Below are 15,677 nucleotides of genomic sequence, written 5' to 3'. Positions count from 1 at the left end.
GCATCAATTCGGGGGAAGCGCCGAAACTTCCCATCGTTTCAGCAGCCCGCGCGCCAAAAGAAATGAACTCGGCCGCGTCAGCGGACGAAAGCCTTTCGCTCCTCCCGTAAAGTCCGCGAGCCGCAGAAATGCCCCTGCATGCATTCCTACGGTCAAAACGAAAACAGAACACTGGACGCCGTCCCCGTCAGGCCAATCTCACACCGCATCCGACAACGACGTGAACGTGAAATCGCGCAAGCGCATCGGCGGGATCACCATCACCAGCTGGCTCTCATCGCCCCCCACCCGTACCGGCTTGCCCAGCTCGTCGATGTTGTTGAGCATGATCACCGGCGACTCGTTGAAGCGGAAATTCTTCAACGGGTATTTGATCTGGCCGTTCTCGATGTAGAACGTGCCGTCGCGGGTCAGGCCGGTCAGCAGCACGGTCTGCGGATCGACCATGCGGATGTACCAGGTGCGCGTCACCAGGATGCCGCGCTGCGTGCCGGCCACCAGTTCAGCAGTCGACTTGGTGCCGCCCGACATGATCAGGTTGCCGGGGCGGCCGATGGCGCGCTTGCCCTGCTGCTGCGCCCAGAAGCGCGAGTAGTTGAGGTTGGTGACCTTGCCGTCCTGGATGATCGGCATCTTCTCGCGCGGCAGGCCTTCGCCGTCCCAGGGCAGCACCGGTGCGGTCTCGTGCCAGGGGTCGCCGACCATCGTCACCTGCGGGTCGTAGATCTGCTCGCCCAGTTTGTTGCCGCCGCCTTTTTTGGACAGGAAGCTGCGGCCTTCGTCGGCGCTGCGGGCGTCGAAGAAGTTCAGCATGAACGAGATCAGCCCGGCCGCGGCGGCCGGCTCCAGGATCACCGTGTACTTGCCGGGCTCCAGCGCGCGCGCCTCGGACGAATCCTGGGCCTTGCGCATCGCGATGCGGATGTCGCGGTCGGCGTTGAAGTCGCTGGCGTCCCTGACGCTGCGGCCAACCCAGCCCGAACCGGTGCCGTCCTGGGTGCGCACGGTGCAGGTGTAGCCGAACGAGGTGCCGCGCTGGTACGCGAAGTTGCCGTTGCTGTTGGCGATCGCGACGAAGTTCTGGCTGTCTTCGAGGAAGCCCGCGGCGATCAGGTTCTCGGCCTTGCACGGGGCGATCGAGTTGGCGGCGACCTGGGCCCGGAAGTCCGGCGTGATCGCAGCGGTCGATTCGCTGAAGGTCGGGCTGGCCTGGTAGGTCTGCTTGCCGATGGCGGGGACGAACTCCGGGTTCTCCGGCGCCAGCCGGGCGAGGTCCTCGGCACGACGGACGACGCGTTCGAGCGAGGCATCGTCGAACTCGTTGATGGTCGCGGTGCCCACGCGCTTGCCGAACGCGACCTGCACGCCGAGCTCGGCGTTGCTGACGATGCCGCTGGTGGAGACGTTGTTGAGCGCGAACCGGATGTTGCCTTCGACGGCACCGGTCAGGCTGGCGCTGCATTCGTCGGCGCTGGACAACGCGACGACCTTGTCGAGGATGGCCTTGGCCTGGGCTTCGGTAAAGATGGTCATTACTTGGATTCTCCTGTTACCGGCCGGTCAGCCGAGCGAGCGCGCGGTGTTGATGACGTTGATGCCGTCGAAACGGGCCGTACTGGACCCGTGCGAGACTGCCGACACCTGGCTGGGTTGTCCCTTGCCGTCGAAGAACGAACCGCCGAGGCGATAGTCGCTGTCGTCGCAGATCGCGCTGCAGGCATTCCAGAATTCGGGTGTGCGGATCTGGTAGGCCACGTCCTCGATCATGCCGGTCAGCTTGCCGTTCTTGATCTCGTAGAACAGCTGGCCGCCGAACTGCGCGTTGTAGCGCTGCTGGTCGATCGAGAACGAGCCGTCGCCGACGATGTAGATGCCGTTCTCGACGTTCTTGATCAGCTCGTCGACGCTGAGCTTGCGCTTGCCGGCCGCCAGCGAGACGTTGGCCATGCGCTGGAACTGCACGCTGGACCAGGAGTCGGCATAGCAGCAGCCGTCGGACTCGGTCTTGCCGAGGATATGCGCCTGGTCGCGGATGGTCTGGTAGTCGACCAGCTTGCCGTCGCTGACCAGGTCCCAGCGCTTGCACTTGACGCCCTCGTCGTCGTACTCGACGGCGCCAAGGCTGCCCGGCTGGGTCTTGTCGGCGAACAGCGTCACCAGCTCGCTGCCGTACTGGAAGCGCTGTTCGCGCTTGTCCAGCGTCGCAAAGCTGGTACCGGCGTAGTTGGCCTCGTAGCCGAGCACGCGGTCGAGCTCCAGCGGATGGCCGACCGACTCGTGGATGGTCAGCCAGGTATGTGAGGGATCGAGTACCAGGTCGTACTTGCCCGGCTTGACCGACGGCGCCTTGAGCTTCTCCTGCGCCTGCCTGGCCGCGGCGACGGCGTCCTCGCGCATGTCGTAGGACAGGCCGTAGTTGATCACGCCATTGGGCGAGACGAATTTCTGCGAGGCATCGCCATCGAGGTATTCGTAGCCCAGCCCCATCGGCGAGGACAGTCCCTCGCGGGTGCGGAACTTGCCGCTGGCCTTGTGGATCGCGGTAACCGTCAACGGCGCCCAGATCCGGTGCACGTCCTGGTCGATGTAGGAACCATCGGTGCTGGCGAAGTACTTCTGCTCGTTGACCAGGAACAGCGTCGAGTTGACGAAGCTGGCGCCCGCCGCGGTGGCGGCGGCATTGACACCGAGCAGCAGCTCGACCTTGTCCTTGATCGGCACTTCCATCGCGTTGCGGCGGATCGGGGTACGCCACGACACCTCGCCGACGCCGGGCGCCTTGGCCAGCTGCACCGGCTCGAACTGGACCTTGGCGTTGGCATTGGCGATCGCGGCCGCCTGGCGCGCGGCCTGCGCGACGCCCTGCTCGGTCAACTGGTTGGTCGCCGCAAAGCCCCACGCGCCCTTGACCAGCACGCGCACGCCGACGCCGGTCGACTCGGCGTTGACGACGTTCTGGACCTTGTCCTCGCGGGTCATCACGAACTGCCGCAGGTAGCGGCCGATGCGCACGTCACAATAGGTGGCGCCGGCACTGGTGGCCGCGTTCAAGGCCACGTCGGCGAGTTTTTTCTTCAGTCCGACATCGAGCGTGGACAGCAGCTGCTCGGCGGCGATCGCCTTGCCGAAGAACGAAGGCAGCGCCAGGCCACCCACGCCAAGCCCTCCGAGGGCCAGAAAGTCGCGTCTTTGCAAGGCAGATTCTCCCGTTGTCGGACCCGTGCGCGATGTCGCTGCGGGCCCTGGATCAAGTGAGCCGGACCCGTCGAGCTGGATCCATTGCGTGGATGCGGCCGTGATGCCGGCCGCGGCGGTGCCCCGATTCTTGCCGGCCCCTGCCGGAGCGTCCAGTGACTTTTGGCATAGACGCCGGCCGGGCGCCATGACGGCTGCGCCGGCGCCACGACAGGCACCGGTACGACAGGCAGCGCCCCGGCAGGCAGCGATGTCGCTGCCAAGTTCAACCCAGCGAGCGCGCGGTGTTGATGATGTTGATACCGTTGAAGCGCGTGGTCGCCGAACCATGCGACACCGCCGAGACCTGGCCCGGCTGGCCCTTGCCGTCGAAGAACGAGCCGCCGAGGCGGAAATCGCGCTCGTCGCAGATGCCCACGCAGCCGTTCCAGAATTCGGGCGTGCGGATCTGGTAGGCGGCGTCCTCGACCATGCCGACGATCTCGCCGTTGCGGATCTCGTGGAACAGCTGGCCGCCGAACTGCGCGTTGTAGCGCTGCTGGTCGATCGAGTAAGAACCGCGGCCATGGATGTACAGGCCGTGCTCGACGTCCTTGATCATCTGCTGCACCGTCAACGGCGTCTTGCCTGCGGCCAGCGAGACATTGGGCATGCGCTGGAACTGCACGCTCGACCAGGAATCGGCATAGCAGCAGCCATCGGACTCGGTTTTGCCGAGGATATGCGCCTGGTCGCGGATCGACTGATAGTCGACCAGCACACCGTCGCGCACCAGGTCCCAGCGCTTGCAGGTCACGCCCTCGTCGTCGTACCCCACGGCTCCCAGGCTGCCGGGCTGAGTCTTGTCGGCGAAGAAGTTGACGATGTCGCTACCCCAGCGGAAGCCCTGCTCGCGCTTGTCCAGCGTCGCGAAACTGGTGCCGGCATAGTTGGCCTCGTAGCCCAGGACGCGGTCGAGCTCCAAGGGATGGCCGACGTTCTCATGGATCGTCAGGAACAGGTTGGACGGGTCGATGACGAGGTCGTACTTGCCAGGCTTGACCGACGGCGCCTTGAGCTTGTCGCGGGCCTGCCGGGCCGCGGCCACGGCATCGGCGCGCATGTCGTAGGCCTTGCCGTACATCACCACGCCGCCGGGCAGTTCGAAGCGCTGGGCAGGATCCGGATCGAGGTACTCGTAGCCCATGCCCATCGGCGCCGACAGCCCGTCACGGGTGCGGAACTTGCCGCTGGCCTTGTCGATCGCGGTCACCGTGAACGGCACCCAGATCCGGTGCACGTCCTGGTCGATGTAGGAACCATCGGTGCTGGCGAAGTATTTCTGTTCGTTGATCAGGAACATCTGCGAGTTGACGAAGCTCGCGCCAGCCTCGAGTGCCGCGCCGTTGATCGACAGCAGCAGGTCGAGCTTGTCCTTGATCGGCACTTCCATGGCATTGCGGCGCAGCGGAGTGCGCCAGGACACTTCGCCAAGGCCCGGCGTCGCCGCCAGCCGCACCGGCGCGGTGCCGAGTGCGACGTTGACCTTGGCGTTGGCGCTGGCGATCGCAGCCGCCTGGCGCGCGGCGTCGGCCACGCCCTGCACCGTCAACTGGCTGGTGGCCGAAAATCCCCAGGCGCCATTGACGATGACGCGCACGCCGGCGCCGCTGGACTCGCCATTGACGACATTCTGGACCTTGTCCTCGCGCGTCTGCAGCGATTGCCGCAGATAGCGCCCGATGCGCACGTCGCAGTAGCTGGCGCCGGCGGCGGTCGCGGCCTCCAGCGCGGCATCGGCCAGTAACTTCCGGCGCGCGACATCGACGGGGGCGAGCAGCTGCTCGGCGGCGATCGCGCGGAAGCCCGGCAGCCACAGGGCGCCACCCACGCCCAGTCCGCCCAGCGCAAGAAAGTCACGTCGTTGCATCGCATTCCCCCTTGAAGACAACAGCAGTGGATCGGGCCTGGGCTCGCGGAAGAGATCCCGCGCGCACATCGCGCAGACGCCTTGCACAGACCGATGGCATCGCCCTGCCGCATGCATCTCCGCTCCAGAGTGCGGGCAACGCGGCGACCACCCGATTCTTGCCACTCGCGCCCGCAGCGTCAAATCGCGGCGGCCTCGTCCGACTGCCGACACGGGTCTTGCGGGCCCGCACCGACGATGGTGCATCCGCACATGCGCGGGGATCGGACGCGGACTATCCTTTCCGGCTTCCGTTCCCGTTGCAGGCCTTCCATGCGCAAGCTCGTGCTCTGTGTCGCCCTTTCTTCGGCCCTGGTGGCCGGCTGTTCTCCGTCGCCCCCGTCCAGCGAGGCCACGCCGGCGACCGCGCAGGCGAGCGTCGATGCAGCAGCCGACAGCGCATTCAGCCTGCTGTCCAAGCGTTACCTCGAAGAGGGACTGGCGTTGTCGCCGGTCTCGGCGACCAGCATCGGCGAACACCGCTACGACGGCGACATCGACGACCTCAGCGCGACCGGCCGCCAGGCGTCGCTGGACTTCACGCGCAAGCTGCTGACCGAACTCGATGCCATCGATGCCAGCCGCCTGTCGCGCGACAACCAGGTCGACGCGCAGATCCTGCGCAACACCCTGCAGTATGCGCTATGGGATACCGAGACCCTGCAAAGCTGGGCCTGGGATCCTCAGGTCTACAGCTCGCTGGCCGGCGGTGCGATCTATTCGCTGATGGCGCGCGAGTTCGCGCCGATGCCCGAACGCCTGGCGTCGGCCACCGCACGCATCGAGAAGCTGCCGGCGCTGTTCGCGCAGGCGCGCGCCAACCTCGATCCCGCGCGCGTGCCGAAGATCCACGCCGAAACCGTCGCCCGCCAGAACGCCGGCGTGCTGGTGCTGCTGGATACCTTCATCACGCCCAACGCCGACCAGCTGTCGGGCGAAGCGCGCAGCCGACTGGATGCCGCCGTAACCGCCTTGCGCGCGGCCGTCGGCGAACACCAGAAGTGGCTCGACGGTACCCTGGTGCCCAACGCCAAAGGCGACTTCCGCATCGGCACCCAGCGCTACGACGAGAAGCTGAAGTTCTCATTGAACGCCTCGCTGTCGCGCGACGAGATCCGCAGCCGCGCCGAAGCCGCGCTGGCCGACATCCGCGAGCAGATGTACCAGGCCGCGAAGGTCGTGCTGAAGGACAAGCCCGGCGCCGTCGCGACGCCCGACGCGCCCAGCGAAGCGCAGCGCCAGCAGGCGATCGAAGCGGCGCTGGAGTTCGCCTATGCGCAAAGGCCGGCCCGCAACGAGGTCGTCGATTTCGCCAGGAAGACGCTCGAACACGCGACCGCGTTCACCCGCGAGCACGACCTGGTGACGGTACCCGACGATCCGGTCAAGATCATCCTGATGCCGGAATTCCAGCGCGGCGTCGCGGTGGCCTACTGCGATTCGCCCGGTCCGCTCGACAAGGGCCTGGACACCTATTACGCGATCTCGCCGATCCCCGACGCCTGGAACGACAAGCAGGCCGATTCGTTCCTGCGCGAGTACAACAACTTCATGATCCACCTGCTGAGCATCCACGAGGCGATGCCCGGCCATTACCTCGAAGGCGTGCATTCTGTGAACCATCCCTCGGTCCTGCGCGCGGTCTTGCGCTCGGGCCCGTTCGCCGAAGGCTGGGCGGTCTATACCGAACGCATGATGGCCGACGCCGGCTACCTCGACAACGATCCGCTGTTCCGCCTGGTGCAGTTGAAGTTCTACGCGCGCTCGGTCGCCAATGCCCTGCTCGACCAGGGCGTGCATGTCGACAACTGGAGCAAGGAACAGGCGATGGACCTGATGGTCAACAAGACCTTCCAGCAGCAGAGCGAGGCCGAGGGGAAATGGGTGCGTGCGCAGCTGTCTTCGGCACAGCTGGCGACGTACTTCGTCGGCGCGCAGGAACACTTCGACGCCCGCAAGGCCGCCGAGGCCAAGCTCGGCGAACGCTTCAACCTCAAGCAGTACCACGACGGCATCCTCGCCCAGGGCGCGCCGCCGGTGCGCTTCGCGCGGCAGCTGCTGCTGGACGAACCGATCCGGTGATCGCAGGCACCCTGTCGCATGCGCAGGCATGCGGCAGGGTGGCGGCAACGGCCGTTGAAATTCCGGTCGACGCCGGCTCACGCACGCCGGCTCACGCACGCCGGCTCAACGCACGCAAGATCGACGCGCGCCAGCTCCAAGCACGCAAGCTCGACGCATGCCAGATCAACGCAGGGTCATGGCCCGGCGCATGTGCCGATCACGCAGCCTTGCGCGGTCTATTCCTCGCGCACAGCCTCGTCGTCGCGCTCGAAGACCACCGCCTGCTTGCGGCGGGTATCGACCTTCAGGCTGAACACGTCCGGGCGCGCGTAATGCCCGGTGACATCGAAGTCGTAGCGCGCCTGCACGATGCGGTCGGTCTCGATCTCCGCGATCACCAGGCCGCTGCTGTCGAGCAACGGACCGGCCAACACTTCGCCCAGCGGATCGACGATCAGGCTGCCGCCGCGGATCAGCGGACGGTCGCGGTCCCAGCCCGGCGCATCGATCCCCAGCGCCGCCGGCGAGGGTTGCACCTGGCAGGCGCTGACGACAAAGCAACGCCCTTCGAACGCGATGTGCCGCATCGAGGCCTGCCAGATCTCGCGATCGTCGACGGTCGGCGCGCACCAGATCTGCAGGCCCTGCGCATACATCGCGGTGCGCAGCAGCGGCATGTGGTTTTCCCAGCAGATCACGGCGCCGGCCAGACCGGCCGCGGTGGGAACCACCGGCAGCGTGGAGCCATCGCCCTGCCCCCAGATCAGGCGCTCGGCGCCGGTGGGCATCAGCTTGCGATGCTTGGCGACGAGGCCCTGCGCGGGATCGAAGAACAGCGCCGTGCAGTACAGCGTGGCGCCGACGCGCTCGATGACGCCGATCACCAGCGAGGCCCCGGTGCGCCGCGACAGCTCCGCCAGCGCCGCGGTTTCGGGTCCCGGCACGTCGATCGCGTTGGCGTGGTAGCGCGCGAAGGCTTCGCGGCCTTCCGGCAAGCGGTAGCCAAGTCGCGTACCGAAGATCTCACCCTTGGGATAGCCGCCCAGCAGCGCCTCGGGCAGCACGACCAGGCGCGCACCCGACGCGCGGATGTCGGCCTCGTACGCAAGCACCTGGTCCAGCGTGGCCTGCTTGCCTTCGGGTGCGGCGCCGATCTGCAACGCGGCAACGATCGATCGTGTCATGGCGGGTCCTGTTCAACGCGGAGAAAGGGAACATGCCGGCCGGTCATGGCCCGATGGCGCAGGCCGACCGGCGGGGCGGCTCACAGTGGACCGCCGCCCCGGCGCGCGCAAGCGGGAACGACGCGACGCGCCCATGTCGCTGGCACTTCCAGCCCGGATGCGATGCCTGGACGCGATCCCCGTATTGCGCCCCGACGCTCCGGCCACCGCTAGCGGGCGGCGGCGAAAGCCTCGGGCAGGGTCTGCACGCGCCCGCAGTAACTGGGGTCGTAACCGGGCAGCAGGCCCAGCGCGCGCCGGAAGCCGTCGCTGCGCAGCAGTGCCAGCAATTCGGCCAGCCGGCCCGACGCCAGCACGTCGTCGTGGCACAGGAAGAAATAGTGCTCGGTGACCAGCGGGAAGAAATCCAGCCCGTACTTGCGTGCCGGCGGCTCCAGCGCGAAACCGACATCGGCCAGTCCGCTGGCGACGTAGGCGGCGACCGCGGCATGGGTCAGCTCCTCGACGTCACAGGCGCGGATCGCCTCGAAGTCGATCGCGTGCCGCGCCAGCATCGCCTCCAGCAGCAGCCGGGTGCCGGATCCGGGCTGGCGCTGGATCATGCGGATGTCGGGCCGCTGCAGGTCCTGCAGCGTCTCGATGCCCAGCGGATTGCCCGGCGCCAGTACCAGCCCCTGCCGGCGCATCGCCAGGTGGATCACGCGGTCGTCGGCAAGGTCCAGGCGGTCGCGGTAATGCGCGAACAGCGCAGGTTCCAGATCGCCGATCGGCAGATGCAACCCGGCGACGTCGCAGGCCCCGCTGCGCAGTGCCATCAGCGCATCGTCGGGGCTGCGGTACTTGAGGTCGAGCGGCAGCTCGGCCTCGGCCATGCAGCGGCGCAGCGTCTCGACGCCGAAACCGTGTGAGGCATGGATGCGCAGCGGCGAGGCATGCGCGCTGACCGCACGCTCGAGTTCGGCTTCCAGTTCGGTCGCCAGGCTGTCGAGCATCGGCGACAGCCGCGCGGCGATGCGGTTGTCGGCCCAGACCAGGCGCTCGCCGATCGCGGTCAGCCGGGCGCCGCGCCCGCGCGTCATCCGCAGCAGCGGCTGGCCGAACACCGCGCGCGCGTCCTGCAACTGCCCCCAGGCATAGCGATAGGACAGTCCGACCTTGCGCGCCGCCGCCGCCAGCGAGCCCGAGCCGCGCACCGCGACCAGCAGGTCGACCAGGTGCGCGGGCAGCCGCGTGCCAGCGGCGTTCTCGAGCTCCCAACGCGGATGGATCCGCACCTTGTACATCACCGTTCTCCATAGGCCGACGCCGTCGATGCTGCGCCGCAACGCCGGCCAGCCACTGATTCAATATGCTCTGGAAAGCCTGATATTCGACCATTGGGATGCCGCATACAAGGCGAACATGGCCTACCCTTGCGACAAATTGCCGCAGCTAATATGCACTCAAGAACATAAGCAGCCGCACGATCCCTGTCTGCACCACCCTGCGCCGCGAGGCGCCGCGACACCCCAGTCAGCGCTCCAGCCGACATTCAAGCCGACGCTCCAGCCGACTCATCCACCCGGGAGGCAACATGGCCAACAGCACCGCAAGCACCGACATCCCCGTCAGCGGCGCCCGCGAGGGCGGGCTGCTTTCGAAAGAACGCATCATCGCCAGGCCCGGCTTCAACCGCTGGTTGGTCCCGCCCGCTGCGCTGGCGATCCACCTGTGCATCGGCATGGCCTACGGCTTCAGCGTGTTCTGGCTGCCGCTGTCGATGGCCATCGGCATCCAGTCGCCGATCGCCTGCGGCCCGGAGATGGGCTTCTTCGCGCGCATCACCTCGGCCAGCTGCGACTGGCAGATCAGCGAACTGCAGTGGATGTACACGCTGTTCTTCGTGCTGCTGGGGTGCTCGGCGGCGATCTGGGGCGGCTGGCTGGAACGGGTCGGCCCGCGCAAGGCCGGCGTGGTCTCGGCGCTGTGCTGGTGCGGCGGCCTGCTGATCTCGGCGATCGGCATCAAGACCCACCAGATCTGGATGCTGTGGATCGGCTCGGGGGTCATCGGCGGCATCGGCCTGGGCCTGGGCTACATCTCGCCGGTGTCGACGCTGATCAAGTGGTTCCCCGACCGCCGCGGCATGGCGACCGGCATGGCGATCATGGGTTTCGGTGGCGGCGCGCTGATCGGCAGCCCGCTGGCCGACATGCTGATGCGCCACTTCGCGACCCCGACCTCGGTCGGCGTCATGGAAACCTTCCTGGTCATGGCCGCGGCCTATTTCGTCTTCATGATGTCCGGTGCCTTCGGCTATCGCGTGCCGCCGACCGGCTGGAAGCCCAAGGGCTGGACGCCGCCGCCGGCATCGACCAACGCGATGATCACCCGTGGCCACGTGCACGTCCGCAAGGTCTGGGGCATTCCGCAGTTCTGGCTGGTCTGGGCGGTGCTGTGCCTCAACGTGTCGGCCGGCATCGGCGTCATCGGCATGGCCTCGCCGATGCTGCAGGAAATGTTCGGCGGCAAGCTGATCGGCGTGGACGCCGGCTTCGGCGCGCTGACGCCCGAGCAACTGGGCATGACCGCCGCGATCGCGGCCGGCTTCACCGGCCTGCTGAGCCTGTTCAACATCGGCGGCCGCTTCTTCTGGGCCTCGCTGTCGGACAAGCTGGGGCGCAAGCTGACCTACACGGTGTTCTTCGTGCTCGGCCTGGTGATGTACGCCAGCGCGCCCAGCCTCGGCGGCGCCGGCAGCATCGCGCTGTTCGTCGCGGCATTCTGCGTGATCCTGTCGATGTACGGCGGCGGCTTCGCGACCGTACCGGCCTACCTGGCCGACCTGTTCGGCACCCAGATGGTCGGCGCGATCCATGGCCGCCTGCTGACCGCCTGGGCGGTCGCCGGCATCGTCGGGCCGATGGTCATCGGCTACATGCGCGAGTACCAGCTGGGCCTGGGCATGCCGCCTTCGCAGGTCTACAACACCACGATGTATATCCTGGCCGGCATGCTCGTCCTCGGCCTGATCTGCAACCTGCTGGTGCGCCCGGTGAACCCGAAGCACTTCATGACCCCCGAGCAACTGGCGCACGAGAAGCGGCTGGCGCACGAGAAGGTCGACGCCAGCGGCGTGTCGCTGATCTCCCAGGACGAGATGGACCGCATCGGCAACGGCGGCAATCCCGTGCTGATCGCACTGGCCTGGGCCGCCGTCGGCATTCCACTGGCCTGGGGCCTGTGGAAGACGCTGCAGAAGGCGCTGGTGCTGTTCACCTGACCACGCCGCGGTCGCCTCACGGACCACCGCGAGCGGCCGCCTCCCAAGAAGCGCATCGATGACCCGCACCATGCCGCGTTCCACCACCGTCCCACCCGCTGCCGCCTCCTCCCCGGGCAGCGTGGTGCGGCCGGTCGAGCGCTGGCGCCACGGAAACCGCCATCTGCTGGACGACCACATCGCCGAGGAAGTCCCGGTAGCGTTCGTCTACAACGACGTCCCGTTCGCGGTGATGATGGCCACGCCCGCCGACCTTGAGGATTTCGCGCGCGGTTTCGCGCTCAGCGAAGGCATCGTCGAGCGCATCGACGATGTGGTCGTCGAACGCGTCGAGCCGTTCATCGAAGGCATCGAGATCGGCCTGCGCATCCCGGCCGCACGTGCCGACGCGCTGGCGCAGCGGCGTCGCAGCATGAGCGGACGCAGCGGCTGCGGTGTCTGCGGCAGCGAACTGCTGGAAACCGCGCTGCGCTATCCGCCGCCGATCGCGACCGACATCCGCATCGAAACCGCCGCACTGCGCCGCGCCCTGCACGGTCTGCGCGCGGCGCAGGCCCTCAACGACCTGACCGGCGCCACCCATGCCGCCGGCTGGGCCGGACGGGACGGCGAGCTGCAGCTGCTGCGCGAGGACGTCGGTCGCCACAACGCGCTCGATAAACTGATCGGCGCCATGTCTGCAGACCAGGTCGATGTCGCCAGCGGCTTCCTGGTCGTCACCAGCCGTGCCAGCTACGAGATGGCGATGAAGGCCGCCAGCGTCGGCATCGCGCTGATGGCAGCGGTGTCGGCACCGACGGCGCTGGCGATCTCGCTGGCCGAACGCGCCCACCTCACCCTGATCGGATTTGCCCGCAACGACGGGCATGCCATCTACACCCACGCGCAGCGACTGCTACCGGAACCGGCCACGACCGGGCAGGAATCGATCCAGGCGGCCATGCAGCCGCACGATTCCGCCCCGACGCAGCTGGCACCGGCACACCCGCGCCCAGGCAGGAGTACCACGCCATGAGCAACGACACGATCCGCAAGTACGACGGCCCCGCCGGTGGCTGGGGCGCGCTGAAAAGCGTCGCCAAGCACTTGCTGGAACAGGACATCGCCGTCAGCGGCGCCAAGACGCTGCTGAAGGCCAACCAGCCCGACGGCTTCGACTGCCCCGGCTGCGCCTGGCCCGACCGCGACCACACCTCGACCTTCGAGTTCTGCGAGAACGGCGCCAAGGCCGTCGCCGCCGAAGCCACCCGGCACCGCGCAGGTCCCGACCTGTTCGCGCAGTACAGCGTCGCGCAGTTGTCCGAATACAGCGACCACTGGCTCGAGAACCAGGGCCGGCTGACAACGCCGATGCGTTACGACGCCGCCAGCGACCACTACGTGCCGATCCGCTGGGACGATGCGTTCGCGCTGATCGCCGGCCACCTCAATGCGCTGGCGTCGCCGGACGAGGCGATCTTCTACACCTCCGGTCGCACCTCGAACGAGGCGGCGTTCCTCTACCAGCTGTTCGTGCGCGAGTTCGGCACCAACAACTTCCCCGACTGTTCGAACATGTGCCACGAATCGTCGGGCACCGCGATGAAGAAGCAGATCGGCGTCGGCAAGGGCACGGTGTCGCTGCACGACTTCGAACTCGCCGATGCGATCTTCATCTTCGGCCAGAACCCGGGCACCAACCATCCGCGCATGCTCGGCGAGCTGCGCGAGGCCTCCAAGCGCGGCGCCAGGATCGTGTCGTTCAATCCGCTGCGCGAGCGCGGGCTCGAGCGCTTCGCCGACCCGCAGGACAAGCTGGAGATGGTGACCTACGGCTCGACGAAGATTTCGTCGGACTATTTCCAGCTCAAGATCGGCGGCGACCTCGCGGCGGTCAAGGGCATCATCAAGCACGTCCTCGAACGCGACATCGAAGCCACCGGCAACGGCGCGCCATCGCTGCTCGACCTGGACTTCATCGCCGAGCACACCAGCAATTTCGAAGCCTTCGCCACCGACGTGCAGGCAGAATCCTGGGATACCATCATCGCCGAGTCCGGGCTCGACGAGGCCCAGCTGCGGCGCGCCGGCGAGCTCTACCTGCAGGCCGGCAAGGTCATCATCTGCTGGGGCATGGGCATCACCCAGCACAAGCATTCGGTGGCCACGATCAACATGCTGGTCAACCTGCTGCTGCTGCGCGGCAACATCGGTCGCCCCGGCGCCGGCCCGTGCCCGGTGCGCGGCCACAGCAACGTGCAGGGCGACCGCACGATGATGATCTACGAGAAGCCGCCGGCCGCGTTCCTGGACCGCATCCGCGACGTGTTCGGCTTCGAGCCGCCGCGCGAGGACGGCTACGACACCGTGGGGGCGATCGAGGCCATGATCGACGGCCGCGCGAAGACCTTCTTCGGCATGGGCGGCAACTTCGCGGTCGCAACGCCCGACTCCGATGCCACAGCGCGCGGGTTGCGCAACTGCGCGCTGACCGTGCACGTGACCACCAAGCTCAACCGCAGCCACCTGATCCATGGCCAGGAAGCGTTGATCCTGCCCTGCCTGGGCCGCACCGAGATCGACATGCAGGCCGGCGGCGCGCAGGGCGTGACCGTCGAGGATTCGATGAGCATGGTGCACCTGTCGTCGGGCATCAATCCGCCAGCCTCCGACACCCTGCTGTCGGAACCGGCGATCGTCGCGCGCCTGGCCGAGGCCACGCTCGGCGCGCGCAGCAAGCTGCCCTGGCGCTGGCTGGTCGAGGACTACGACCGCATCCGCGAACTGATCGCCAAGACCTTCGACGACTTCCATAATTTCAATACCCGCGTGCGCGTCCCCGGCGGCTTCCAGCTGTCGAACGGCGCGCGCGACCGCAAGTGGGCCAACCCCGCCGGCAAGGCGGTGTTCTTCGCCTGCCCGGTGCCCACCGACAACCCGATCCACCGCGCACGCCGTGCGCATGGCACGCAGCCGGTATTCAACCTCGCCACCACGCGCTCGCACGACCAGTACAACACCACGATCTACGGCCTCAACGACCGCTACCGCGGTGTCTTCGGCGAACGCCGCGTGTTGTTCACCAACGCCGACGACATCGCCGCGCTGGGCATGAAGGCGGGCGACTGGGTCGACCTGGAAAGCCTCTGCGACGATGGCGTGCGCCGCCGCGCGCGACGCTTCCTGCTGGTCGAATACAACATCCCGCACGGCTGCCTGGCCGCGTACTACCCGGAGACCAATCCGCTGGTGCCGCTGTCGAGCTTTGCCGACGAGTCGCGCACGCCGACGTCCAAGTCCGTGCCCGTCATCGTCACCGCGCATGTGCCCGATACCGATGCGCAGGCGCCGCGCCAGCGCGACATCCCCGCCGCCGTCGTCCGCTGACGCTGCCGGCTGATGTTGTCCGTCGACCGTACCCACTGTGTCTGCTGACCCCGCGCTGTCGCTCGCGCTGCTGGCCGAACTGGCTGCGCACCCTGCCGGCATGTCGCTGCCACGGCTGTGCAAGCGGCTGGGCGTGCGCATGAGCGTGCTGATGCGCACCCTCGCCTGGCTGTGCGAGGACAGCATCGGCGGCGTGCCCGGTGCCGGCTGGGTGCGCACGGTCGAGGACGGCGAGCGCACGCTGGCGCTGCTGACCGATCGCGGTCGTGCGGCCCACGACGCCGGGCCACCGCCGCAACCGTAGCCGCGGCTACGTATACGCGCCCTTTTCGGCTTCTCCGATGTGAGGGAAGTGTCTCAGTCGCGTCCCAGAGTGGGGCTTCATCGGCGTCGGAAGCCGCATCGCCCCGTCCAGGGATTGCTGGTCGGCTCGTTCAGCCATCGATGGCCCGCTCTCCGCAATGCCCGGCAGAGGCGACGTTCTGGCGTCGGATGGGCCGGCGTCTTCGATGGGGCCATGCGTCGATAACTTGCCGAGGCCGCCATCGTGACGCTCGCGGCAGTGGCGGGTTGGGCGGAGGCTGCGCCAAGCACGCCATGGATGGCGTGCGCCCGAGTCAGGGCAGGATGCTCTGACCGAGGGAAGAGCAGCCGCAGC

9 protein-coding genes and 1 pseudogene are annotated in these 15,677 nt (G+C 67.5%); 5 read left to right on the top strand and 5 right to left on the bottom strand.

Translation table 11 applies throughout. The features are described from left to right. Window positions 1-198: 198 nt before the first annotated feature. The 3 genes from ACYX7E_RS08970 to ACYX7E_RS08960 form a co-directional block, all read right to left on the bottom strand. Window positions 199-1,533: a TldD/PmbA family protein gene (locus ACYX7E_RS08970; RefSeq protein WP_462080223.1), complete on the bottom strand. Its 1,335-nt coding sequence runs from the start codon at window positions 1,531-1,533 to the stop codon at window positions 199-201. A gap of 27 nt (window positions 1,534-1,560) precedes the next feature. After that, a complete protein-coding gene (locus ACYX7E_RS08965; protein WP_462080222.1) occupies window positions 1,561-3,195 on the bottom strand; it encodes a TldD/PmbA family protein in 1,635 nt (544 codons plus the stop codon). Window positions 3,196-3,460: 265 nt separating this feature from the next. Next, window positions 3,461-5,104 carry a TldD/PmbA family protein gene (locus ACYX7E_RS08960; protein WP_462080221.1) on the bottom strand — a complete coding sequence of 548 codons (1,644 nt, stop codon included), beginning with the start codon at window positions 5,102-5,104 and terminating at the stop codon, window positions 3,461-3,463. Window positions 5,105-5,416: 312 nt separating this feature from the next. Between ACYX7E_RS08960 and ACYX7E_RS08955 the strand changes: the two genes are divergently transcribed. Next, window positions 5,417-7,225 (top strand): DUF885 domain-containing protein, encoded by a 1,809-nt coding sequence (locus ACYX7E_RS08955; RefSeq protein ID WP_462080220.1) that lies wholly within the window; start codon window positions 5,417-5,419, stop codon window positions 7,223-7,225. Window positions 7,226-7,443: 218 nt separating this feature from the next. On the opposite strand, the gene ACYX7E_RS08950 is transcribed toward ACYX7E_RS08955, so the two are convergent. Further along, a complete protein-coding gene (locus ACYX7E_RS08950; RefSeq protein WP_462080219.1) occupies window positions 7,444-8,391 on the bottom strand; it encodes a carbon-nitrogen hydrolase family protein in 948 nt (315 codons plus the stop codon). A gap of 209 nt (window positions 8,392-8,600) precedes the next feature. Continuing rightward, window positions 8,601-9,674 (bottom strand): substrate-binding domain-containing protein, encoded by a 1,074-nt coding sequence (locus ACYX7E_RS08945; RefSeq protein WP_462080218.1) that lies wholly within the window; start codon window positions 9,672-9,674, stop codon window positions 8,601-8,603. 290 nt (window positions 9,675-9,964) lie between these two features. Between ACYX7E_RS08945 and ACYX7E_RS08940 the strand changes: the two genes are divergently transcribed. From ACYX7E_RS08940 to ACYX7E_RS08925, 4 genes and pseudogenes are all read left to right on the top strand, one after another. Continuing rightward, on the top strand, window positions 9,965-11,653 hold the full coding sequence (locus ACYX7E_RS08940; protein WP_462080217.1) for an OFA family MFS transporter: 1,689 nt from the start codon (window positions 9,965-9,967) through the stop codon (window positions 11,651-11,653). A gap of 70 nt (window positions 11,654-11,723) precedes the next feature. Beyond that, window positions 11,724-12,548: pseudogene (fdhD, locus tag ACYX7E_RS08935) on the top strand (formate dehydrogenase accessory sulfurtransferase FdhD); the annotation flags it as partial. Between the two features lie 116 nt (window positions 12,549-12,664). After that, a complete protein-coding gene (locus tag ACYX7E_RS08930) occupies window positions 12,665-15,019 on the top strand; it encodes an FdhF/YdeP family oxidoreductase (RefSeq protein ID WP_462080216.1) in 2,355 nt (784 codons plus the stop codon). A gap of 37 nt (window positions 15,020-15,056) precedes the next feature. Further along, on the top strand, window positions 15,057-15,323 hold the full coding sequence (locus ACYX7E_RS08925) for a hypothetical protein (RefSeq protein ID WP_462080215.1): 267 nt from the start codon (window positions 15,057-15,059) through the stop codon (window positions 15,321-15,323). Window positions 15,324-15,677: the final 354 nt, after the last annotated feature.

The organism is Luteimonas sp. RIT-PG2_3 (genome assembly GCF_054902115.1).
This window is presented reverse-complemented; position numbering and strand designations above follow the sequence as displayed.

Coding starts and splice junctions, on each gene's coding strand:
- ACYX7E_RS08970 (WP_462080223.1), bottom strand. CDS start 1,533: ATGACCATCTTTACCGAAGCCCAGGCCAAGGCCATCCTCGACAAGGTC.
- ACYX7E_RS08960 (WP_462080221.1), bottom strand. CDS start 5,104: ATGCAACGACGTGACTTTCTTGCGCTGGGCGGACTGGGCGTGGGTGGC.
- ACYX7E_RS08955 (WP_462080220.1), top strand. CDS start 5,417: ATGCGCAAGCTCGTGCTCTGTGTCGCCCTTTCTTCGGCCCTGGTGGCC.
- ACYX7E_RS08950 (WP_462080219.1), bottom strand. CDS start 8,391: ATGACACGATCGATCGTTGCCGCGTTGCAGATCGGCGCCGCACCCGAA.
- ACYX7E_RS08945 (WP_462080218.1), bottom strand. CDS start 9,674: ATGTACAAGGTGCGGATCCATCCGCGTTGGGAGCTCGAGAACGCCGCT.
- ACYX7E_RS08940 (WP_462080217.1), top strand. CDS start 9,965: ATGGCCAACAGCACCGCAAGCACCGACATCCCCGTCAGCGGCGCCCGC.
- ACYX7E_RS08930 (WP_462080216.1), top strand. CDS start 12,665: ATGAGCAACGACACGATCCGCAAGTACGACGGCCCCGCCGGTGGCTGG.